The 21,480-nt window shown below is 63.0% G+C and carries 19 protein-coding genes and 1 pseudogene; 10 read left to right on the top strand and 10 right to left on the bottom strand.

Going from position 1 to position 21,480, the window contains the following annotated elements:
• Window positions 1-54: 54 nt before the first annotated feature.
• From aroQ to aat, 4 genes are all read left to right on the top strand, one after another.
• Window positions 55-513: a type II 3-dehydroquinate dehydratase gene (aroQ, locus tag C4S73_RS05540; protein WP_103871845.1), complete on the top strand. Its 459-nt coding sequence runs from the start codon at window positions 55-57 to the stop codon at window positions 511-513.
• An 81-nt stretch (window positions 514-594) separates the two neighbouring features.
• The gene (accB, locus tag C4S73_RS05535) at window positions 595-1,050 is read left to right on the top strand and encodes an acetyl-CoA carboxylase biotin carboxyl carrier protein (protein WP_103871480.1); all 456 of its coding nucleotides are present in this window, start codon (window positions 595-597) and stop codon (window positions 1,048-1,050) included.
• A 44-nt stretch (window positions 1,051-1,094) separates the two neighbouring features.
• Window positions 1,095-2,459 carry an acetyl-CoA carboxylase biotin carboxylase subunit gene (accC, locus tag C4S73_RS05530; protein WP_103871844.1) on the top strand — a complete coding sequence of 455 codons (1,365 nt, stop codon included), beginning with the start codon at window positions 1,095-1,097 and terminating at the stop codon, window positions 2,457-2,459.
• Between the two features lie 229 nt (window positions 2,460-2,688).
• Window positions 2,689-3,324: a leucyl/phenylalanyl-tRNA--protein transferase gene (gene aat / locus C4S73_RS05525; RefSeq protein ID WP_244595483.1), complete on the top strand. Its 636-nt coding sequence runs from the start codon at window positions 2,689-2,691 to the stop codon at window positions 3,322-3,324.
• 44 nt (window positions 3,325-3,368) lie between these two features.
• On the opposite strand, the gene C4S73_RS05520 is transcribed toward aat, so the two are convergent.
• Together C4S73_RS05520 and C4S73_RS05515 are read right to left on the bottom strand one after the other, a co-directional pair.
• Entirely contained in the window at window positions 3,369-3,998 is a 630-nt protein-coding gene (locus tag C4S73_RS05520; protein ID WP_103871478.1) for a DUF2155 domain-containing protein, read from the bottom strand.
• Window positions 3,999-4,140: 142 nt separating this feature from the next.
• Window positions 4,141-4,551: an NADH:ubiquinone oxidoreductase subunit NDUFA12 gene (locus C4S73_RS05515; RefSeq protein WP_103871477.1), complete on the bottom strand. Its 411-nt coding sequence runs from the start codon at window positions 4,549-4,551 to the stop codon at window positions 4,141-4,143.
• Between the two features lie 720 nt (window positions 4,552-5,271).
• Here C4S73_RS05515 and C4S73_RS05510 point away from each other — a divergent pair.
• On the top strand, window positions 5,272-8,997 hold the full coding sequence (locus C4S73_RS05510) for a vitamin B12-dependent ribonucleotide reductase (protein ID WP_103871476.1): 3,726 nt from the start codon (window positions 5,272-5,274) through the stop codon (window positions 8,995-8,997).
• A gap of 241 nt (window positions 8,998-9,238) precedes the next feature.
• Window positions 9,239-9,421 carry a hypothetical protein gene (locus C4S73_RS27845; protein ID WP_146071282.1) on the top strand — a complete coding sequence of 61 codons (183 nt, stop codon included), beginning with the start codon at window positions 9,239-9,241 and terminating at the stop codon, window positions 9,419-9,421.
• Window positions 9,422-9,519: 98 nt separating this feature from the next.
• On the opposite strand, the gene C4S73_RS05505 is transcribed toward C4S73_RS27845, so the two are convergent.
• The 3 genes and pseudogenes from C4S73_RS05505 to C4S73_RS05495 all read right to left on the bottom strand — a co-directional run.
• Window positions 9,520-10,614, bottom strand: a complete 1,095-nt coding sequence (locus C4S73_RS05505) for an FRG domain-containing protein (protein WP_103871475.1) — start codon at window positions 10,612-10,614, stop codon at window positions 9,520-9,522.
• Window positions 10,611-11,078: a ubiquitin-conjugating enzyme family protein gene (locus C4S73_RS05500; RefSeq protein ID WP_146071281.1), complete on the bottom strand. Its 468-nt coding sequence runs from the start codon at window positions 11,076-11,078 to the stop codon at window positions 10,611-10,613. The genes C4S73_RS05505 and C4S73_RS05500 overlap by 4 nt, the downstream gene beginning before the upstream one ends.
• Before the next feature lie 41 nt (window positions 11,079-11,119).
• Window positions 11,120-12,163 (bottom strand): annotated as a pseudogene (locus C4S73_RS05495) (cyclic GMP-AMP synthase DncV-like nucleotidyltransferase); the annotation flags it as partial.
• A gap of 192 nt (window positions 12,164-12,355) precedes the next feature.
• Between C4S73_RS05495 and C4S73_RS28130 the strand changes: the two are divergent.
• The 3 genes from C4S73_RS28130 (at window position 12,356) to C4S73_RS05485 (ending at window position 14,721) form a co-directional block, all read left to right on the top strand.
• The gene (locus C4S73_RS28130; protein WP_160115675.1) at window positions 12,356-12,523 is read left to right on the top strand and encodes a hypothetical protein; all 168 of its coding nucleotides are present in this window, start codon (window positions 12,356-12,358) and stop codon (window positions 12,521-12,523) included.
• A 103-nt stretch (window positions 12,524-12,626) separates the two neighbouring features.
• Window positions 12,627-13,571: a hypothetical protein gene (locus C4S73_RS27840; protein ID WP_146071280.1), complete on the top strand. Its 945-nt coding sequence runs from the start codon at window positions 12,627-12,629 to the stop codon at window positions 13,569-13,571.
• A 439-nt stretch (window positions 13,572-14,010) separates the two neighbouring features.
• Window positions 14,011-14,721 carry a L,D-transpeptidase gene (locus C4S73_RS05485; RefSeq protein WP_103871472.1) on the top strand — a complete coding sequence of 237 codons (711 nt, stop codon included), beginning with the start codon at window positions 14,011-14,013 and terminating at the stop codon, window positions 14,719-14,721.
• Between the two features lie 184 nt (window positions 14,722-14,905).
• Here C4S73_RS05485 and C4S73_RS05475 read toward each other — a convergent pair whose 3' ends face one another.
• The 4 genes from C4S73_RS05475 to C4S73_RS05460 are packed head-to-tail and all read right to left on the bottom strand — an operon-like array spanning window position 14,906 to window position 18,963.
• Window positions 14,906-16,255, bottom strand: a complete 1,350-nt coding sequence (locus tag C4S73_RS05475; protein ID WP_103871471.1) for an LLM class flavin-dependent oxidoreductase — start codon at window positions 16,253-16,255, stop codon at window positions 14,906-14,908.
• A 25-nt stretch (window positions 16,256-16,280) separates the two neighbouring features.
• Window positions 16,281-17,027, bottom strand: a complete 747-nt coding sequence (locus tag C4S73_RS05470) for an ABC transporter ATP-binding protein (protein WP_103871470.1) — start codon at window positions 17,025-17,027, stop codon at window positions 16,281-16,283.
• Window positions 17,024-17,890 carry an ABC transporter permease gene (locus C4S73_RS05465; RefSeq protein ID WP_200827937.1) on the bottom strand — a complete coding sequence of 289 codons (867 nt, stop codon included), beginning with the start codon at window positions 17,888-17,890 and terminating at the stop codon, window positions 17,024-17,026. Before C4S73_RS05465 ends, C4S73_RS05470 begins: the two co-directional genes overlap by 4 nt.
• A 29-nt stretch (window positions 17,891-17,919) precedes the next feature.
• Window positions 17,920-18,963, bottom strand: coding sequence for a PhnD/SsuA/transferrin family substrate-binding protein (locus C4S73_RS05460; protein ID WP_103871842.1), 1,044 nt, complete (start codon window positions 18,961-18,963; stop codon window positions 17,920-17,922).
• Between the two features lie 339 nt (window positions 18,964-19,302).
• Here C4S73_RS05460 and C4S73_RS28855 point away from each other — a divergent pair, with 339 nt between their 5' ends.
• Window positions 19,303-19,434, top strand: a complete 132-nt coding sequence (locus C4S73_RS28855) for a hypothetical protein (protein WP_280177571.1) — start codon at window positions 19,303-19,305, stop codon at window positions 19,432-19,434.
• Window positions 19,435-19,653: 219 nt separating this feature from the next.
• Here the strand turns inward: C4S73_RS28855 and C4S73_RS05455 are convergent, their stop codons facing one another.
• Window positions 19,654-21,381: an ABC transporter substrate-binding protein gene (locus C4S73_RS05455; protein ID WP_200827936.1), complete on the bottom strand. Its 1,728-nt coding sequence runs from the start codon at window positions 21,379-21,381 to the stop codon at window positions 19,654-19,656.
• Window positions 21,382-21,480: the final 99 nt, after the last annotated feature.

The following is a 21,480-nucleotide window of genomic DNA, read 5'->3' as shown; positions in this document are numbered from 1 at the left end:
GTTTATGAGGGCGGCGTCTGCCGCCTTCGTGCGGCGCTGGAATCAATGCGCCTCATGGTCGCCGTCCACGTTCTCAACGGTCCCAATCTCAACCTGCTCGGCACCCGCGAGCCCGCAACCTATGGCGCCGTGACGCTGGCTGGTGTCGAGGCACGCCTCAAGGCGAAGGCCGAAGCGGCCGGCGTCGAGCTGACATTCCGCCAGACCAATTATGAAGGCGAACTCGTCACCTTCATCCAGCAGGCCGGGTTGGCGGGCGCGGGCGTGATCATCAATGCCGGCGCCTATACCCACACCTCCGTCGCGCTGCGCGATGCGATCAAGGGCGCGGACGCGATGACGATCGAGGTCCATATCTCGAATGTCCATGCCCGCGAGGAATTCCGGCACCATTCCTATATGGCTCCGGTCTGCGTCGGCGTGATCTGCGGCTTCGGGGTTGCCAGCTACGACCTCGCTTTCGACGCGATCGTGCCGCTACTGGAGAAGCGGGCTGCGAAACCCGCAGCCTGATTCCGCTAAAAGCAATCGGGGTTGCGGCGCGCGCCGCCAGCCCGTCCTAGTCAAGATATCGAGAAGACGGTGACATCCGCCATGGCGACCAAGAGCCCGATCGACCCTGAACTGGTGCGCGAACTCGCGCAGCTCCTGAACGAGACCGATCTCACCGAGATCGAGGTCGAGAAGGGCGATCTGCGCGTCCGCGTCGCGCGGACCATCACCGCAACGGTCCAGGTGCCGAGCGCTGCGCCGGTCATGGCCGCAGCGCCCGCCGCTGCCGCGGCTCCTGCCGAAGGCAAGCCTGCCGCCGCCCATCCGGGCGCCGTCACCTCGCCAATGGTCGGCACCGCCTATCGCCGCCCCTCGCCCGACGCCAAGCCCTTCGTCGAGATCGGCGCCGAGGTGAAGGTGGGTGACCGCATCCTGCTGGTCGAGGCGATGAAGACCTTCAACGACATCGTCGCGCCCCGTGCCGGCAAGATCGTCGCGATCATGGTCGAGGACGGGCAGCCGGTCGAATATGGCGAGCCGCTCCTGGTGATCGAGTGAGCGGCGCGCGGCAGGATGGCGACAAACCGGGCGACGATTTCAAGATGTTCGACAAGATCCTGATCGCCAATCGCGGCGAAATCGCATTGCGGGTTCTTCGCGCCGCCAAGGAGCTCGGCATTGCCACCGTCGCGGTCCACTCGACCGCCGACGCCAACGCCATGCATGTGCGCCTCGCCGATGAGAGCGTCTGCATCGGCCCGCCGAGCGCCCGCGAAAGCTATCTCAACATCCCCGCGCTGATCGCGGCCTGCGAAATCACCGGCGCCGACGCCGTCCATCCCGGCTATGGCTTTCTCTCCGAGAACGCCCGTTTCGCCGAGATCCTGGAGCGGCACAACATCACCTTCATCGGCCCCAAGGCCGAGCATATCCGCAGCATGGGCGACAAGATCGAGGCCAAGCGCACCGCCAAGGCTCTCGGCATCCCCTGCGTGCCGGGCTCGGAGGGTGGCGTTACCGATGACGATGAGGCGCTACGCATCGCAGCCGATATCGGTTTTCCCGTCATCATCAAGGCGGCGTCCGGCGGCGGCGGCAAGGGCATGAAGGTCGTGCGCAATGCCGACGACATGTCGGTCGCGCTCTCCACGGCCCGCACCGAGGCAAAAGCCAATTTCGGCGACGATGCCGTCTATATCGAGAAATATCTCGAAAAGCCGCGCCATATCGAGATCCAGATCCTGGGCGACGGGAAGGGCCACGCGATCCATCTCGGCGAGCGCGACTGTTCGCTGCAGCGCCGCCACCAGAAGGTCTGGGAGGAAGGCCCCTCGCCTGCTCTCAATGCCGGCGAGCGCGACAGGATCGGCAAGATCTGCGCCGACGCCATGGCCAAGCTCGGCTATCTCGGCGCCGGCACGATCGAGTTCCTCTATGAGGATGGCGAGTTCTATTTCATCGAAATGAACACGCGCATCCAGGTCGAGCATCCGGTCACCGAGATGATCACCGGCATCGACCTCGTCAACGAGCAGATCCGGATCGCAGCCGGCGCGCCGCTTTCGATCAGGCAAGAGGACGTGGTGATCGAAGGCCATGCCATCGAATGCCGCGTCAATGCGGAGCATGCAGCGACGTTCCGGCCCTCTCCCGGCAAGATCGTCTCGTTCCATACGCCTGGCGGTCTCGGCGTGCGCGTCGATTCCGCAGCCTATCAGGGCTACGTCATCCCGCCGCATTACGATTCCCTGGTCGGCAAGCTGATCGTCCATGGCCGCAACCGGGCGGAATGCCTGATGCGCCTGCGTCGTTCGCTCGACGAGTTCGTCGTGGATGGCGTCGATACCACGCTGCCCCTGTTCCGCACTTTGGTTCGCAACCAGGACATCCTGAACGGCGACTACAACATCCACTGGCTGGAAAAATTTCTGGCAGCCGGCGGCATGGGGGAGAACGCCGGAGGCTGAGGCTCAAAGCCTTCCAGCCAAGGCGCCACCGTCATGCTCGCCCCTGTGGCGAGCATCCACGTCTTGAACGCCACCTCAGTCAACGCAGACGTCGACGCCGGGGACAAGCCCGACCAGAACGGGGATGGGAGGCCCATCTCCGTTTGACTCGCGCGCCCGCCCGCGCTCCCATCCGCGCATGAAGGCTCGTTCCGTGCCCGTCCGTTCTCCCGTGATCACGCCCGAGATCATGCTGCGGGCCTATGCCGCCGGCATTTTCCCGATGGCGGAGAGCGCCGACGACCCCAGCCTGTTCTGGGTCGAGCCGGAACTGCGCGGCGTCATCCCGCTCGATCGCTTCCATTTGCCCTCGCGCCTGGCTCGCACCGTCCGCTCCGGGCGGTTCGAGATCAGGGTCGACAGTGCTTTCGACGCGGTCATCGCAGCCTGTGCCGAGGCCAAGCCCGACCGGACCGAGACCTGGATCAATGGCCGGATCCGCGAAATCTTCGGCGAGCTTTTTCGCCTGGGCCATGTCCACACGGTCGAGTGCTGGCGGGAGCAGCGCCTCGTCGGAGGCCTCTATGGCCTATCGCTCGGCGGGGCGTTTTTTGGCGAGAGCATGTTCCACCGGGAAACCGACGCCTCGAAAGTGGCCCTGGTCCATTTGGTCGCCCGGCTCAGGCATGGCGGCTATCGCCTGCTCGACGCCCAGTTCCAGACGGGGCATCTCGCGCAATTCGGTACAATGGAGGTGCCGCGCGCCGCCTATCAGGGCTTGCTCGAGAGCGCCATGGCCCGGCAGAGCGATTGGTGGGCATGGCCGCGAGGAAGGGTGATCAGTGGCGCCGAGGCGCTGGCCGAAGTGGCTGCCACGTCAAGCTAGTCCCGCGTACCGCGCTCCATTCCACCCGTCTCGCCGGTCTGGCCCTAGTTGCCGCCGGTCGGATCGCGGCCAGGCACAGGATTGGTCGGGAAGAAGCGCTGGTTTGGCGCCTGACGCGGCTGAACCGGTACGCCGCGTGGCGGCTGCACATCGATACGCTGCTCGCCCGGCAGCGCTCCAGGCGGCGGCTGCGTGACGTCGCGAGCGGGCGCCGTGCGCGGCCGGCGCGGCTCTTCCGGCACGGGAGCTTCCGGCTCCTTGGGATCGACGACCAGCTCCGTGCCGCCTTTGCAGTCCGTCAGCCAGACGTCGTAAATCGCGTGCTCGACGCCATGCAGGCCCGGGCTCGCCGCATACATCCAGCCGGTGAAGATGCGCCGATATTCATTGTTGAAGGTGACCTCGTCGACCTCGGTGAAGCTCGTGGTCTGCGGGGCCTCGGTCGGAGGCCTGGTCCAGCACACGCGCGGCGTCAGCTGCAGCGCGCCGAACTGGACGGTTTCGTCGATCGCCACCTCGAAGGAGATGATCCGGCCTGTGATCTTGTCGAGACCGGCAAAGACGGCCGTGGGGTTGCGGATGCGGTCGGCCAGCGCCGGGCCGCCCAGGGCGAGCGAGAGCAGCGTGGCGGAAAACAGCCCGGTCAGAACCGGAAAGCGCAGGGGCAACGGCATGCTGACAGCGAATCTCTCAAGACGCGGCCCAACCGCGACGTCGCGGAGTAACACGCCAATCGCAGCGGAAAAAGGGCGATGCTGTCGATCGCAGCGCAGCGATTCGGGATCGTCGCCAAATGACGCAGACCGGGCCCCGCTTTCAGCGCCCCGGCGTCCAGGCCTGATAGTCGCCGGTCGCGGCCGGGCGCTCGCCCTGGGCCAGGGTCGAGCCCTGGGGACGGTAGGCCAGCGCTGTTCCGGTCCAGTTCTGCTCGTGCGGCTGCTGCCACTCGCGCGGCTCGTAACGCTCCTCGGAGGGCGCCACATCGACAGTGTGATGCAGCCAGCCATTCCAGCCGGGCGGAACTTTTGAGGCTTCCGCCTCGCCGTTATAGACGACCCAGCGGCGCTGGATGCCGAGCGCCTTGTCCTTTACCCCACCCTTGGTGCGGTAATAGACATTGCCGAACTCGTCGGCTCCGACGCGCTCGCCGAAGCGCCAGGTGTGGAATCGCGTGCCGATGGTCTGGCCGTTCCACCAGGTGAAGATCTGGAGCAGCAAAGGCTTCATAGGGTTCATGCCCGTCGCGGTCGTTTGCGTCCGCGACTTATGAAGACGCGGGGCTGCGCTGTCCAGCCCGACCGCCGCTTCACAAGCACGCATGCACCTGCGTCATGATTCGGCCACGATTCGAAACCGCCCCAACAGGCGCTCTCACTCCGAAGGCACCGCCCTTTCAAAGGCTTGATGGCAGGGTCGCAGATTTCGGTTCCGCCATCCGCCCGACTGTGCTGCATTAACCACAGATCAACCATGACAGAGCGGATTTTAAGGACTTCACCGGGGCCACGTCTGTGGCAGTATCCCGTTCTCGCGACGATTCCTTACGCGATTCCCAAGGCTTAGCCGGAGCATTAAAACTTATCCCCAGAAGTCACAGCGTCCTACCAGATGTCGTATCCACAGGGTTGAGCCCGCACTAATCCTTGACGTCAGCACCCATTCGGGACTAAATTTTGACGGTCGCATGACGGCTGGCGGAGACGCCCGATCGACATCTGCGAATGAGTTTCCAGAGTAGTCGAAACGGGTCTCAAGCGCAGCGCACCGGCAACGGTGGCAGTGTATGGCGGCGCGCGGACTATTCTGGCCGCAACCGGGCACAAGGACGGGAAACACCGTCGCGGTGCCCACGGGGCACCGAACCGAGTTGAGCTGAATCAGGAGCCGGTTTTCATGAACCGGCCGCGCGGGGCAATCGCCCGCGGCATTGCATGGGGATTTAAGATCATGCGCATCGAGCGCCGCTATACCTCCGCCGGCCAGTCGCCTTACGCGGCGATTCCGTTCCGCTCAGCCGTCAGCGAGATTCGCAACCCCGACGGTTCGATCGTGTTCCGGCTCGAGGGCATCGAGGTGCCCGACGCCTGGTCGCAGGTCGCCAGCGACGTGCTCGCGCAAAAGTATTTCCGCAAAGCCGGCGTGCCCGCCGCGCTGAAGAAGGTCGAGGAGAACGACGTTCCCTCCTTCCTGTGGCGCTGTGTGCCCGACGAGGCCGCCCTCGCCTCGCTTCCTGAGAAGGAGCGCTATGGCTCTGAGATCTCCTCCAAGCAGGTGTTCGACCGCCTCGCCGGTTGCTGGACCTATTGGGGCTGGAAGGGTGGCTATTTCTCCTCGGAAGAGGATGCGGCCGCCTTCCATGACGAGTTGCGCTTCATGCTCGCGACCCAGATGGTCGCTCCGAACTCGCCGCAATGGTTCAATACCGGCCTGCACTGGGCCTATGGGATCGACGGCCCGAGCCAGGGCCATTTCTACGTCGACTTCAAGACCGGCAAGCTGGTCAAGTCGAAGTCGAGCTACGAGCATCCCCAGCCCCATGCCTGCTTCATCCAGGGCGTTCAGGACGATCTCGTCAACGAGGGCGGCATCATGGATCTCTGGGTCCGTGAAGCCCGCCTGTTCAAATACGGCTCCGGCACCGGCTCGAACTTCTCGATGCTGCGCGGCGAAGGCGAGAAGCTCGCCGGCGGCGGGCGCTCCTCGGGCCTGATGTCCTTCCTCAAGATCGGCGATCGTGCGGCGGGCGCCATCAAATCGGGCGGCACCACCCGCCGCGCCGCCAAGATGGTCGTGGTCGATGTCGATCACCCCGATATCGAGACCTATATCGACTGGAAGGTGCGCGAGGAGCAGAAGGTCGCCGCTCTCGTCACCGGCTCCAAGGTCGTGCAGAAGCACATGAAGGCCGTGATGAAGGCCTGCGTGAATTGCGAGGGCGAGGGCGATGCCTGCTTCGACCCCGAAAAGAACCCGGCGCTGAAGCGCGAGGTCAAGCTCGCCCGCAAGGCGATGGTGCCGGACAACTACATCAAGCGCGTGATGCAGTTCGCCAAGCAGGGCTACACGGACATCCAGTTCGATGTGTACGACACCGATTGGGATTCGGAGGCCTATCTCACCGTTTCCGGTCAGAACTCGAACAACTCGGTTTCGCTGACCGACGATTTCCTGCGCGCAGTCGAGACCGATGGCGACTGGAACCTGACGGGCCGCACCACCGGCAAGGTCATGAAGACCCTGAAGGCCCGCGATCTCTGGGAGAAGATCGGCTACGCCGCCTGGGCGAGCGCGGATCCCGGCCTGCACTTCAACACCACGATGAACGACTGGCACACCTGCAAGGCCTCGGGCCGCATCCGGGCGTCCAATCCGTGCTCGGAATACATGTTCCTCGACGACACCGCCTGCAACCTGGCCTCGGCCAACCTGCTGCAGTTCTACGATCGGCAGACCAAGAGCTTCGATGTCGAGGCCTATGAGCATCTCTGCCGGCTCTGGACCGTCGTGCTCGAAATCTCGGTGACGATGGCGCAGTTCCCCTCGAAGGAAATCGCCGAACTCTCCTATGAATACCGCACGCTGGGCCTCGGCTACGCCAATATCGGCGGCCTGCTGATGACCATGGGCCTCGGCTATGATTCCGAAGAGGGCCGCGCGCTGTCGGGCGCCCTGACTGCGATCATGACCGGCGTCTCCTATGCGACCTCGGCCGAGATGGCTGGTGAGCTTGGCCCCTTCCCGGGCTACAAGAAGAACGCCGCCCATATGCTGCGCGTCATCCGCAACCATCGCGTCGCGGCCCATGGCATGGCGACCGGCTATGAAGGCCTCGAGGTCACGCCGGTCCCGCTCGACCATGGCACGCTCGCGCGCCTCGGCGGCTCCAGCACCCTGATGTCCGAGCGCGCCCGCATCGCCTGGGACAATGCGCTGGCGCTCGGCGAGAAGCATGGCTACCGCAATGCCCAGGCGACCGTGATCGCGCCGACCGGCACGATCGGCCTCGTCATGGACTGCGACACCACCGGCATCGAGCCCGATTTCGCACTGGTGAAGTTCAAGAAGCTCGCCGGCGGCGGCTACTGGAAGATCATCAACCGCGCCGTTCCCGACGCGCTGCGTGCGCTTGGCTATCGCGAAAGCGACATCGCCGAGATCGAGGCCTACGCCGTCGGCCACGGCTCGATGGCGCAGGCTCCGGGCGTCAACCATGGTTCGCTTCGCGCCAAGGGCTTCCCGCAGGACAAGATCGATGCGGTCGAGAAGGACCTCAAGGCCGCCTTCGACATCAAGTTCGTCTTCAACAAATGGACGCTTGGCGAAGATTTCCTCGTCAACGTGCTGAAGGTTCCCGCCGAGAAGCTGGCCGAGCCGAGCTTCGAGCTGCTGCCTTTCCTCGGCTTTTCGAAGGCCGAGATCGAGGCCGCCAACGTCCATGTCTGCGGGGCGATGACGCTGGAAGGCGCACCGCACCTGAAGACCGAGCACTACAATGTCTTCGACTGCGCCAACCCCTGCGGCCGCATCGGCAAGCGCTATCTCTCGGTCGAGAGCCATATCCGCATGATGGCGGCGGCCCAGCCCTTCATCTCGGGCGCGATCTCGAAGACCATCAACATGCCCAACGACGCCACGGTCGAGGACTGCAAGAGCGCCTATATGCTCTCCTGGAAGCTGGCGCTGAAGGCCAACGCACTCTATCGCGACGGCTCGAAGCTCTCGCAGCCGCTGAACTCGGCGCTCATCTCCGACGATGACGACGAGGAGGATGCAGTCGAGGCGCATTACCAGCAGCCGATGGCTGCACGTACGACGCAGATCGCCGAGAAGATCGTCGAGCGCATCGTCGAGAAGGTCATCCGCGAGCGCGAGAAGATGCCCTCGCGCCGCACCGGCTACATCCAGAAGGCGGTTGTCGGCGGCCACAAGGTCTATGTCCACACCGGCGAATATGCCGATGGCCGCCTCGGCGAGATCTTCATCGACATGCACAAGGAAGGCGCCGCCTTCCGCGCGATGATGAACAATTTCGCCATCGCGGTCAGCTTGGGCCTGCAATATGGCGTGCCGCTGGAGGAATATGTCGAGGCCTTCACCTTCACGCGCTTCGAGCCCTCGGGCTTCGTGCAGGGCAACCAGTCGATCAAGAACGCGACCTCGATCCTGGACTATGTCTTCCGGGAGCTCGCGATCAGCTATCTCGGTCGCCACGACCTCGCCCATATCGACCCCAGCGAGATCGGCCATGACGTGATCGGCGGCGGCGTCGGCCAGGACAAGGCGCCCGACGTAACGACAGCGGTGACCTCGTCTCCCCTCGCCTCCACCGGCTTCCGCAGGGGCAAGCCGATGAACTTCCACGCCATCCAGGGCGGAGCCGGCACGCCGGCCAACGTCGATACGGTGGCGCGCGGCGGCAGCAACGTCACCGCCTTCGCCACAGCAGGCGCGACCGCGCTGAAGGAAGAGCCCGAGGCCTATGGTGAGGCCGAAATGGCCAAGCTCGGCTTCTCGGCGCCTGCAGCCCAGCCCAGCGCCTCCGAGCGCCGCGCCGAAGCGATCATGAAGGGCTATGTCGGGGACTCATGCGGCGAATGCGGCAACTTCACGCTGGTCCGGAACGGGACATGTTTGAAGTGCAACACGTGCGGTTCGACGACCGGCTGCTCGTAGTTGTTTTCGACTGTTCCGACTGCTGAAATGAGAGGCGAAGTTCCCCGTTTTTGAGCTTCGACTTCCGCAAAATCACCGTCTCGGCAAGGCGTCAGCCAAGCCGAGACGGTCTCCGCAGGCGGCCTAATCAGGCCGCCATCTGCTAAGGCGAACATAAAGTGAATCTGGCCGCACGGTCCTTCTAGAACCGTCGACAAGCCGCAGCAACCTGCACGTATGCCTGCCACCAGAGGGTAGATCGATGAACGTTCCGACTTTTGGCTGGCATTTGACCAAAGAGGCCGAGGAGTATCTCCAGGATCTCGCCGACGAACTTGAGGTGCCTGACACTCGCTACACCATATTGTCAGACCGTAGATCGCACGCCAAGGATTGCTGGATGAATCCTTCTTCAGATCGCCAAAAAGGCTCCATGCGGGGCTGAGCCTGGACATGTTCCCCCGGATTGCGAGGCCAGCTCAAATTGCCTCTGTGCCGTGGTTTCCGCGCATGGCATGAGGCAACTCATCCATCGTGAGACTTCTAGCCGGCAGCGAAGTAGACCCACTTCAAAAGATCTACGACCGCGGTAGAAGCGAACCTTTCTCGCGACCGGAGGAGAAAGGCCAGGAAAGCGTCGTCGGAGGCTGATGGAAAAATCGCCTCCGTATTGAGAGGAGAAGTCCAACTAGCATGACCTCTCAGCCGCGCCGCCACATACACACGGTCCGCCGCTCGATTGACGGAGTCGCCCCAGGCGGACCCAAAGAAGAACGCCTTTTGCGCTTTTGGCCTTGCGCAATTCAACCAGGCGGGGGCGAGCTTTTCGTCCTCAAGAAGATCGTTTTCGAACACGCCTAACCCATAGATGATTGGGTCGTCTTCATCAGTCGCACGTCTGACCGACATCGCTCCGGTGCTTGGATTGGTCTCGAACCGATGGAGTGCAAAATACAGGGCCACCATGATGTCAGATGTAAGGTCGAGGCCAACGCTCGGAAGCCCGTAATGCTGGGCCGTGGCGAGTCCCCAACCGCGATAATTGTAGCTAGCGCGGAAGGACGCAGCCTGTTGACGGCGGCTCTCCGATTGCGAAGCATCAAAAACTGCTAGATCTTTCAGGTGTTCATCAACGTATATATCAATTAGTCCTGACCATGTCTCAAACATAGACGGGAAGTATATATCTTTTCGCGCTGCAGATGGCAGCAATGACGGCTCGTCAGCCTCAAGATCTCCGTATAGGCGCAATTTATCGACTGATTCTCGCTTTAGAGTCCAATGCCGCGATTGCCCGCGCCACATTCCGATTACGCTGGGGTCCTTGGATGCATTCCCGCTACCGAATGCGAGCACTTCGTCTACAGAGTGCAGATCAATGACTGGTATGCGTCGGAACGGAACTCGAAGAACGGCCTCTCCGTCGTCGAAGGGCCCGCGCGGTACAGCCTGGGTTCGGCCGTAGAGTGCAGCTCCGGGAGCCGGTGTCCAGCTCCACGCATTGCCAAACTGGCGGTCGATGTAGGTGCCGCCTTCGCCCACGTCATGGAGCGACGGGATGTCGGCCGCGACCGACAAGCGGTCTTCGTACCAGTGTGCGTTTGTCAGGTGGAGCGGTTCGCGATCAAACGAGGTCATGGAGCATCTCTTCCATTAGGACGCGCGCATAGCTCATTAAGTCGCACAAACAGATTTGGCGTGCATAGGAACCTCAGCGTGGTGCCACGAAGATCACGGCCGAGATCGTAGGCGTGGGCAGATGGCAGAGGCTCCGGTTTTGTCGGGTCACGCTCGCCACTGATAAGACGATGGGCGCTCTCGACCATCATCCTGCCCGTGAACGATGTGTCCCAATTGTCTGCCCGAAATTCGAGGCAAAGCTCGCCGCCGGCGGTGTACTGGTGCCCAGAAATCCGCTTGCCGTCCGACGGCGTGACGAGCGGGGGAACGTCAGGAAAATAGGCAGGGAACGAAAGGGTGAGGGGAAATATCTCGCCGGCATGGACAATCTTGAAGTCGACAGTGAGTTCGAGGTTGGCGCCGAACCGCCAAGTCAGATCCTCTAACCAGGCGTGCTCCTCCGCGAGCTCGGCGAGCCCCATCTTCTCCGACAGGGCCCTGCTGGGCTGGAGGGCCCACCACGTCACGCGAAACCTCGGGGTTTCGTCGGCACCCGAGGCTCGCTTGGGAACGCCAGGGAGCTAATGACGGCAGGCGCCGACGTAGACGACCGCAACAGGCTGGAGGGCGCCGCGACCCTGCGCTTCTGGGCGCGTTCGGCCAATGGGCGCCCGATCCGGGGGGCAATGCTCTCAGTGATTGACTGTCGAGAATGCAGCGTCGCCAAATAGGTGAAATCGGCACGTGCCAGTTCCAGCCATTCCCGGAACGCCCTGGCGCGTTCCGGGTGGGTGCGCCACCTGTCCGCGAAGTTCTCCCATGGATCAGTCGGGTTCGCGACCCAAGGCACGCCATCGCGCATTTCGATGTACCGGTCCATTCCACTGAGGATGGAGAGCAGCGCCTGGCCGATGGTTTCCGCGCCGTTGTAGGCGTGCGCCGCAAGAGTCGTCAGGATGATCGAGATCGGGCGCTCATCGGGACGATCCGCGAAGCGTAGATCCCGATGGCGCTTGAGGATCATGATCGCTTGCTGAAGCGGCGTCTTCACCTTGTAGTCGGGAATCGTTTCCACCGATGCGGTGACGCGCATGCGCTCCTTCAGCTGCATCCGCCGGCGTTCGAAGATGACCTTCATGCGGCTGACGAACCACTGGTGGTAGCCTTTGGGGTTCGAGCGATGCCAATGCTCGCTCTTCGCTCGATAGTTGATCGCCTCGTTATCCGTGATCGCGATGCCGGTCGCGGCAAAGCGGGTGTCCAGATGGTGCCGCTCCAGCAGCTCGCGAAGCCCTTGGGCGTTCGGCACGGCTGGCATGACGTCCATGTGGAATTGAGCACCATCGGCATAATCGAGCGTCCAGCAGCGGCGCCGTTCCCTCATGGGCTTCAGCATACCGTGAGCTTGGCGATACGCGTCGACCTCGGCGCCTAACGCGATCTTGAGCTGCTCTTGCGTGCAACTGAGCTTGTTGAGCTGCCGAAACTCGCACACCGCATCAATGTCATACTCTTCCTGATCGCTCGCCGGCTTGATGGCCATACCGAGCCGGAAGGATCCCTGGACGTAAACCTGAGGGCCATAGTCGCGGACCGTTGATCGATCGCGATGAAGCCATTCCCCGAGCGATTTATACCGGCCTTCCGCTTGCTCGTACCGCCAGCACGCGCTGACCTGAGCGTCGCTTCCACGTCACTGCAACGCCGAAGCAGCTGGCGAGGCCGGCTGCTTACTCGCAACGCATTGGGAGGATGATCCATGCGGGAACTGGTGCAGAAGATTACCGCCGCCGCTGCGGATCTACGGCGGCTCGAAGAAGGCTGGATGCCATCCGTTGCGGAACTTCGGGACGCCGTGATCCTCGAGGACTGGATGATCGCCGGCGATCCGCGCATGCCTGGATCAACTGAGGTCGACATACCCTGAAAGTCGCACTGATCCGAGCGGCCCACAGGCTTGGTTCGGACGCCTTCATACTTGGCTTGCCGACACCAACGCGCCGGGACTGGATCCTCTGCGCGAAATTGTCGTGGACATGGTTGGAGAAAGCGCCCCTGTGAGCCCGGAGGACCGACTGTATGGCCGCCAAATCGTCGAACGCCGACGGCTTCATTCGATCCGGACGGCCGCACTTGAAACACGTCTTCACCCGAAGCGACTTCGGCGCATTCTCGCCGTCTCTGGAACGATCCGACCGGATCATGGTGGTCTGTCCGACGATCGGGTCCTTTTTTCAGCACCCGACGCGGAGGAGATCCTTCTGAAGGCCAAGCATGCAATCAGCGGCCGAGAAGCCGAGACCTACCTTAATGCTGGCCGCGTCCATACAAAATTGCTCGCAAGCGAGGGCCTGATCCGGCCATTTGCCAACCCCGGATCGGAAGGACTCAGAGATGCTGCCTATGATACCCGCGAGCTCGACGCGTTTCTTGCCCTCCTGACGGCTAGAGCGGAAATCGTGACGGGCCATGCGAAGCCGATCTGTCGGATTCCTGAGGCCTCGAAGAGCTCGAACTGCTCGGCTGCAGAAATCGTACGGGCAATCCTGAACGGCGATTTGAAGTGGGTTGGCCGGATTGCTGGTGAGACCGGATATATGTCCGTTCTCGTCGATGTAGGCGAAGTCCGAAAATTAGTTCGAGGCGAGCACGGCAATTGGCTTCCACTGTACGTTGTGCAGTCGTCCCTAAAGACGACGTTCGCTGTCGTTGAGTCATTGATCCGGTCGGGGATCTTACCATCCGAACGAGCAATCAGCCCAATGAACCGGTGCCCCTACACCGCTGTTCAATCCCAAGACCTAGCTGCCTTTCGTGAAAAGTACGGCTCACTCAATGAGCTAGCGGCTGAAAAGCGTATGCATTTCATTCGATTCAAAAAGGAAATGACCGCACGCGGCATCGAACCCGCAATGGGAAAGCCAACGATCCCGGCTACATTCTATCGACGGGCGGATATACCGAGCGATTTGTAAGCGGCAACTCGTTCAGCATCGAAGAAAAGCCCGACAACCTGTCACGTCGGGCTTTTTTTACGCGCACTGGCAAGCCGCTTCGAGCGCCAACCCGGGGTCTGCGGAGCAACTTTGATTCAAATAATGGCAATCCAGTTTTCGGATCGCGAATCGCTTGACAGACATTTCAATGGCTTATGGCGATTCGCGCGGCGAACTACGCCCCTGATCACACTGCTGCTCTGCTGAAGAGCGAGGCAAAGCGAACCGCTTTTGAGCTTCGATTTCCGCAAATCACCGTCTCGGCCAAAGCATAAGCCCAGCCGAGACGGCCCCAGCAACAAAGACCCGAGCTTGCCAGTCGCGCCGTGTCCCGGCAATCTCCGCTCAGCAAGACGTTCAACGGGTGTATGCCGGGGTGTTATCTCGTCGGGCAGCAGGACATGGGAAGCCCAGAATCATGATCATAGATGGTAGAAATGCCGATGCCCGCCAGGTGGACGAGACCAACCTGCTCGGACGCCGGGCGGGGCTTCTCAACCGCCGGTCGTTTCTGGCCGGCTCGGCTGTGGGTCTCGGTGCGCTGGGGCTCGGCGGTTGCGCGACATCCGACGGCATGAGCCTCGCCGAAGCGGCGAAGCTCTACGGGCCGGTGCCCGAGGAGAAATTCCCGATCCCGGCAGCCGACATAAGCAAGGTCGATCCGAAATATTTCCGCCGGACTGTTCGCTATGAGACCAAGGAAGCGCCCGGTACGATTATCGTCGATCCCGGCAATTACTACGTCTACCGCGTCGAGGGCGACGGAAACGCCACCCGCTACGGTGCCAATGTCGGCCGCGACGGCTTCCGTTGGAACGGCGACGCCTATGTCGGGCGCAAGTCCGAATGGCCGACCTGGACACCGCCCAAGGAGATGATCAAGCGTCAGCCCGAGGCGGCCAAATACGCCCGCGGCATGCCGGGCGGCCTCGACAACCCGCTAGGCGCCCGCACGCTCCATCTCTATCAGAACGGCGCCTACACGCTCTACACGATCTACGCCTCCAGCGATCCCGAGACGATCGGCTCGGGCATCACCAGCGGCTGCGTCGGGCTGCTCAGCCAGGACATGATCCACCTGTACTCGCAGACGCCGGTCAAGACGAAGGTGGTCGTCCTGCCGGCATAGGCGACGGCATCAGCCCCTGGACCAGCCGGCCGCGAAAAGCTGCTCGGGATTGGTGCCGGGGCGGTTCGAGCCGGGCACCGACAGCTTGGATGTCGAGCCCGGTCATCGGAACTTTTCGCCCAGCCTTCGCGGCCTTCAGACGGTGTGGACCTGTGCCGCGAAGAGCGTCTTGGCAGTTCGGCGGTCAGGCCGTGCGCTGGAGCGGACTTGCCGGGTCGAACCGGCTCGGCACGGAGTCGAGCCCCAGCCTTTCGCGCAGCGTGCCGTCTCGGTACTCGCTTCTGAACAGTCCGCGTTTGCGCAGCAGCGGCACGACCTCGCCCGTGAAGAGTTCGAACTGCGATGGCAGGATCGGCGGCATGACGTTGAACCCGTCGGCCGCGCCCGAGACAAACCAGTCCTCTATGACATCGGCGATCTGTTCGGGCGTGCCTGTCGCGGTGAAGTGCCCCCGCGCGCCGGCGAGGCTATGCAGCAGGCCTCGCAGTGTCGGCCGCTCGCGCGCAACGAGCGCCGTAATCGACTGTGATCGGCTGCGCGAGGCCTGGACCTGCGACGGGTCCGGGAAGTCGTCGACGGACAAGACCTGATCGAGCTTCAAATGAGAAAAGTCATGGCCACCGAAGCGGTTCGACAGACGCGCTAGGCCGACGCTTGGATGCGAGAGTTCGTTCAGTTCGTCCCAGACCCGCTGCGCCTCGGCCTCGGTTGAACCGATTGCGGCACTGATTCCAGGAAGGATCACGATCTGGTCGGGCCGGCGTCCGACTGTACGACCTTGTGTCTTGATGTCGGCGTAGAACGCGATCGCGCTCTCCTTCTGAAGATGGGCGGTGAAGATCGCTTCGGCATAACGGGCGGCGAAGGCGCGCCCATCCGTCGAGGCCCCTGCCTGGACGAAGACGGGCCGGCCCTGCGGCGAACGTGGAATGTTGAGTGCGCCTGCGACGCCAAAATGCTTGCCGCGATGCTCGGCGCGGCCAATTCGATCGGAATGGGCATAGGTCCCGCTCGCGCGGTCGTCGACGATGGCGTCCTTCGCCCAGCTGTCCCAGAGCTTCGAAACGACCTCGACGAATTCGTTGGCGCGCTCGTAACGCTGGTCGATGCCGGCCTGCCTCTCCTGGCCGAAATTCGCGGCAGCGGCGGGCGCCCAGGACGTCACGATGTTCCAGCCTATGCGGCCGCCGCTCAGATGATCGAGGGACGCGAACTGGCGGGCCAGGTTATAGGGCTCGCTATAGGTGGTTGAAGCGGTGGCGATGAGGCCGATCCGCTCCGTCAGCGCGGCGAGCGCCCCCAGCAGCGTCAGCGGCTCGAGCTCGCCTCGCGCGGTATGCTCCTGATCTTCGCCGAGCGCGACGTGATCGGCGAAGAAGATCGAATCGAGTTTCGCCGCCTCGGCCGCCAGAGCCAGCTCGCGATAATAGCTGAGATCGGTCAGCGCCTTGCCGGTTGCATGCTCGTGACGCCACGCGGCCTCGTGATGACCGCGCCCGTTGATGAAGAGATTGAGGTGAAGTTCACGTGTCATGGCGAAAGCCTCTCGGGGTTGAGCGTCAGGCGGCGTCGGAGACACCGAGCGCTGAAAGCAGATCTGCACGGAGAGTGCCGAATCCGGCATCCTTCGCGCGTGGATGGGCAAGCGTGACCGGGCGGTCGACCACGATGCGCCCGGCCTCCATGACGAGCACACGGTCGGCAAGCTTGATCGCCTCGTCGACATCGTGCGTCACGAGCAGCACCGTCGGCTGTCGCTGGCGGACGAGTTGAAGCAGGAGTTCATGCATCTTGATGCGTGTCAGCGCATCGAGCGCGCCGAAGGGTTCGTCGGCGAGAAGCAAGCGGGGTTCGCGTACCAGCGAGCGGGCGAGTGCGACGCGCTGCTGCTCGCCGCCGGAGAGGGCATTCGGCCAGGCGGTCTCGCGTCCGGCAAGGCCGACATCGGTCAGGGCCGCCGCACCGCGCTCGTCCGCATCCGCCGCGCGCAGCCCGAAGACGACGTTCTGCAACACGGTCTTCCATGGCAGCAGGCGGGAGTCCTGGAACAGCACCGAACGATCGGGCGGAACGGTCATCGTGCCCTCGCCCGCGACGCCGTCATCGAGTCCGGCGATGGCGCGCAGCAACGTGCTCTTGCCCGACCCGCTCTTGCCGATCAGCGCTACGAATTCACCAGGCGCGAAATCGAGCGAGACGTCGCTCAGCACATCGCGACCGGAGAACCGCCGCGTGAGATTGCGCAGACTGACCGCGGCATCTCGACCGCCGGGCTCGGGGCGAAATGAGTGAACGGCGACGTTCATGACGCCATCGCCTTGCGATAGGACAGTGCCTTGCGCTCCCAGAACCTGACCGCGAAATCGGAGCCGAGCCCCAGTGCGGCATAGATCGCAAGGCCCACTACGATGATGTCGGTCTGGCCGTAGTCCCGGGCCCGGTTCATCAGATAGCCGATGCCCTCGCTGGTATTGATCTGCTCCAGCACGACGAGCGCCGTCCAGCAGGTGGTTACAGCCAGCCTCAGACCCGTAAAGAAGCCGGGCAGCGCGCCGGGAAGCGCGACCTCGCGCAGGAAGGCGCCACGCGTCAGCCCGACACTGCGGGCCAGTTCGACATGCCGGATGTCGATGCCGGTGAGCGCGGCATGCGTGTTGATGTAGATCGGCACGAGCACGCTGGATGCGATCAGCGCGACCTTCATCGTCTCGCCAATGCCAAGCCAGAGGATCGCGAGCGGGATCAACGCCAGCGTCGGAACCGCACGCTTGATCTGGACGAGGCCGTCGATCGAGGCCTCGCCGATGCGGCTGAGCCCGGAGGCGAGCGCCAGCACCAGCCCGATCGCAACTCCGATGCCGAGTCCCAGATAGGCCCGCTTGGCCGAAGCGAGGAAATGGTCGGCCAGCGTGCCCGAACGTAGGAGTTCGATTCCCGTGACGATGGCGGTCGAGGGAGCTGCCAGAAATTTCGGGGAGATCCAGCCGACAGCCGAGGCGAATTCCCAGAGCAGCACAAAAGCCACGGGGCCGAACAGGATCACCCCCGGCGCCAGGCGCCCGGGAGCCAGTTGCGGCGGACGCCGGCTTACCGACCGCGCCTCCGGGGCTGGGCGCTCGGAGCGGAGCATCTGCGCCTGGAGCTCAAGCGCGTCGATGTATAGTGTCATGGCCTGCTCCTTGATCCGCGCCGATGCGATCAGTTGGTCTTGCTGGCGATGACGTCGTCGAAGCGCAGGTCGAATTCCTGGCGCGCGTCGAGTCGCTTGGGCAGATCCCCGGCCTCGTGGATGACATCGATCAGCGACTGCTGGATCGGGATCAGGCTGGACAGCGACGGAAACGCGTAGCGCCCTTCGGATTCGACGATCTTGCGGGCGTCTGCTGGCTTCAGGTTCTGGCGCTTGACGTAATAGGCATCGACCCATGCGTCGGTGTTGGCCTGCGACCAGCGACTCGCGTCGATCCAGGCACTGACGAATTCGCGGATCGCCGCCGCCTTCGCCGGATCGTCAAGGGCCCTCTTGCTCGCATAGAGATAGGTCAGGCTGCGCGGCAGCCGGTCGTTCTGCTCTTTGGGAAGAGCGCTGGCCCCACGATCGGCGAAATCGGCCAGATAGCGCGAAAAATGCGGCTCGTTGAGCGCAGCGACGTCGATCTGGCCGGTGCGCACGGCGTCCGGGAAATCAGCCGCGCGCAGCGGCACGAGTTTGACGTCCTTGCGCGTGAGCTTCGCAAGTTTCAGCGCATTGAGCACAAAGGGCTGCCGGCCGGTGCCCTCGCCATAGGCGATGCTCTTGCCGCGCAACTCCTCGAGGCTGTTGATCTTAAGACCGGGGCGGACCGCGAGGAAATAATCGGTCTCGGAGGAGGTGCGCGCTGCGACGATCGGAATGTCCTCACCGGCCGCGTGGGCCTGGATCGGCGGCGTATTGCCGACGGTCGCAAGATCGAGGGCGCCCGCCCGGAAGGCCTCTAGAATGGCTGGCCCACCGAGGAAATTGGCGTAAGTGACCGAGCTCGACAGTTTCGCCTGCTCGCCGGACGCTCGGATCAGCGTCTGCAAGGCCTCGTTCTGATCGGCAATCACGAGCTTGGTGCCGGGCGGAATCGTCTTCGGTAACTCTGGCTGTGCCTGCGCATCGGCCAATGACGAGGCGAGAAGCGGCGTGAGCAGCGCCAGCCCCAAGACCTTGCGGCGCGTGCTTCCCCGAAGAGCGGGCAAATCGGTTCTGGCGGCCATCATCTATCCTCTCGCGAGATTAAGAAGAAACTCTCGGCCGAAAGGCAGCAGGAGAGCCCACCAAATGTGAGAGAAATCTGTTCGTTTAGTCAAACAAACGTTCTTTTTATTATACGACCGAATAGCGAATATCCTTCTCCGCACCGGCCGGGAACGCGAAGAACCAGGTTTTACTCGGGCCAAGCCGATGATCTCGTCGCCAGCATTCGTTCAGAGAGCAACGAACGCGAGCGGGTCGAGAACGACATGATCGCCGTCCGCATCTGGACGGACGCAGCCTCGCGACCTGCTTTGAAGCGCAGGTCGCGGAGCATGTCGCCTCGGGGCGGCTGATCAGCCGTGCTTAAGGACTGGTGCCCGCCCTACCCCGGCTTCTTCCTCTACTATCCGAGCCGCAGACAGACACCGCCAGCCTTGGCCGCACTGGTAGAAGCCCTGCGCTATGTAGAAGCGCTGCGCTATCGCGTCTGAACCTCCGGGCCTGGGCCGGGCATGCCGAAGCGCGGGCCGATGCACGCGATGTCATCGGGGCTCCCGAATAAACGGCTCGCGCACCCGCATAGCTCGAAGGCGCCTTGCCACATTGGCCTCGCGGTGCTGTGCGGGCGGCTCGCATTGTCCGCCCGCACCCGTAGAGCCTCTGTTTCAGCTCTTCTTGCTTCACTTCTTCTTGCCTCAGTTCTTCTTGCCTCAGTTCTTCTTGGGCGGCGTTGCCGGCCAGGATTTGATCAGCGTGTCGTAATCGATCGTCTCGCCCTGGGGCTTCTCATTGGCGAGCTTGGGTTGCGGCGCGATGTTGCCATCTGCCTTTGACTTCGAAAACCAGGCTTCCGCAGTCTGCTTCGGGTTCAGCTTCGGGCCGCATTCACCCTGCACACCGGAGCGTTCGAGCCGTTCGAGTACCGAGTCCTGGGCCGCCGCGAGCGAATCCATGGCTGCTTGCGCGGTCTTGGCGCCCGAGGAGGCATCGCCGATATTCTGCCACCAGAGCTGCGCGAGGCGCGGATAGTCAGGAACGTTGCTGCCGGTCGGCGTCCACTGCACGCGCGCTGGCGAACGGTAGAATTCGATCAGCCCGCCGAGCTTCGGCGCCCGCTCCGTGAAGCTCTTGTCCCAGATGTCGCTCTCGCGGATGAAGGTGAGGCCCACATGGCTCTTCTTCAGACTGACCGATTTGGAGACGATGAACTGCATGTAGAGCCAGGCCGCCTTGCGCTTCTCCAGCGGAGTCGAGTTGAGCAGGGTCAGCGAGCCCGCATCCTGGTAGCCGAGCTTCATGCCCTCCTTCCAGTAGGAACCCTTGGGTGATGGTGCCATGCGCCATTTCGGTGTGCCGTCGGCATTCACCACCGGCAGGCCGGGCTTGACCATGTCGGCGGTGAAGGCGGTGTACCAGAACATCTGCTGGGCGATGGTGCCCTGTGCCGGCACCGGCCCGGACTCGGAGAAGGTCATGCCGCGCGCCTGTGGCGGCGCGTATTTGTTGAGCCAGTCGACATATTTCTGCACCGCATAGACCGAAGCAGGGCCGTTGGTGTCGCCGCCACGCTCGACCGAGGAGCCGACCGGCCGGCAGCCCTCCATGCGGATACCCCATTCATCGACCGGCTTGCCGTTCGGGATACCCTTGTCGCCATTGCCGGCCATCGAGAGCCAGGCGTCGGTGAAGCGCCAGCCGAGCGAGGGATCCTTCTTGCCGTAGTCCATATGGCCATAGACCCGGACGCCATCGATCTCCTTGACGTCGTTTGAGAAGAATTCGGCGATATCCTCATAGGCCGACCAGTTGACCGGCACGCCGAGCTCGTAGCCATACTTGGCCTTGAATTTCTCCTTGATGTCGGGCCGCGTGAACCAGTCGTAGCGGAACCAGTAGAGGTTCGCGAATTGCTGGTCGGGCAGCTGGTAGAGCTTGCCGTCCGGTGCGGTACCGAATGATTTGCCGATGAAATCGTCGACATCGAGCGTCGGGTTGGTGACATCCTTGCCCGGCCCCGCCATCCAGTCGGTCAGGTTGGTGGTCTGCTTGTAACGAAAATGCGTGCCGATCAGGTCGGAATCGTTGATCCAGCCGTCATAGACATTGCGGCCCGACTGCATCTGCGTCTGCAGCTTCTCGACCACGTCGCCTTCCTGGATCAGGTCGTGCTTGAGCTTGATGCCCGTGATCTCGCTGAAGGCCCTGGCCAGCGTCCGGGCTTCGTATTCATGGGTGGTGATCGTCTCGGAGACGATATTGACCTCCATGCCGGCGAACGGTTTTGCAGCGTTGATGAACCACTCCATTTCCTTGAGCTGCGCATCCTTGGCCAGCGTCGAAGGCTGGAATTCGCTGTCGATCCAGCGTCGCGCTGCGTCGATATCGGCGAAGGCGGGCACGGCGCTGAGCAAAGAGCTGAGCGCGGTAGCTGCTAGCATCTGCTTTCTCATCGTTTCCTCCATGGATGATTGTTCTTGCGAGCCTTTTTTGGCTTCTTGTTGCGAAGGCGGTGGGTCGTGCGAGAACACCTCCGTGGC

The organism is Allobosea lathyri, assembly GCF_900108245.1.
Taxonomy (GTDB): Bacteria; Pseudomonadota; Alphaproteobacteria; order Rhizobiales; family Beijerinckiaceae; genus Allobosea; species Allobosea lathyri.
Note: the sequence above shows the minus strand (reverse complement) of the source record. Positions and strands in the feature narration are given on the sequence as shown.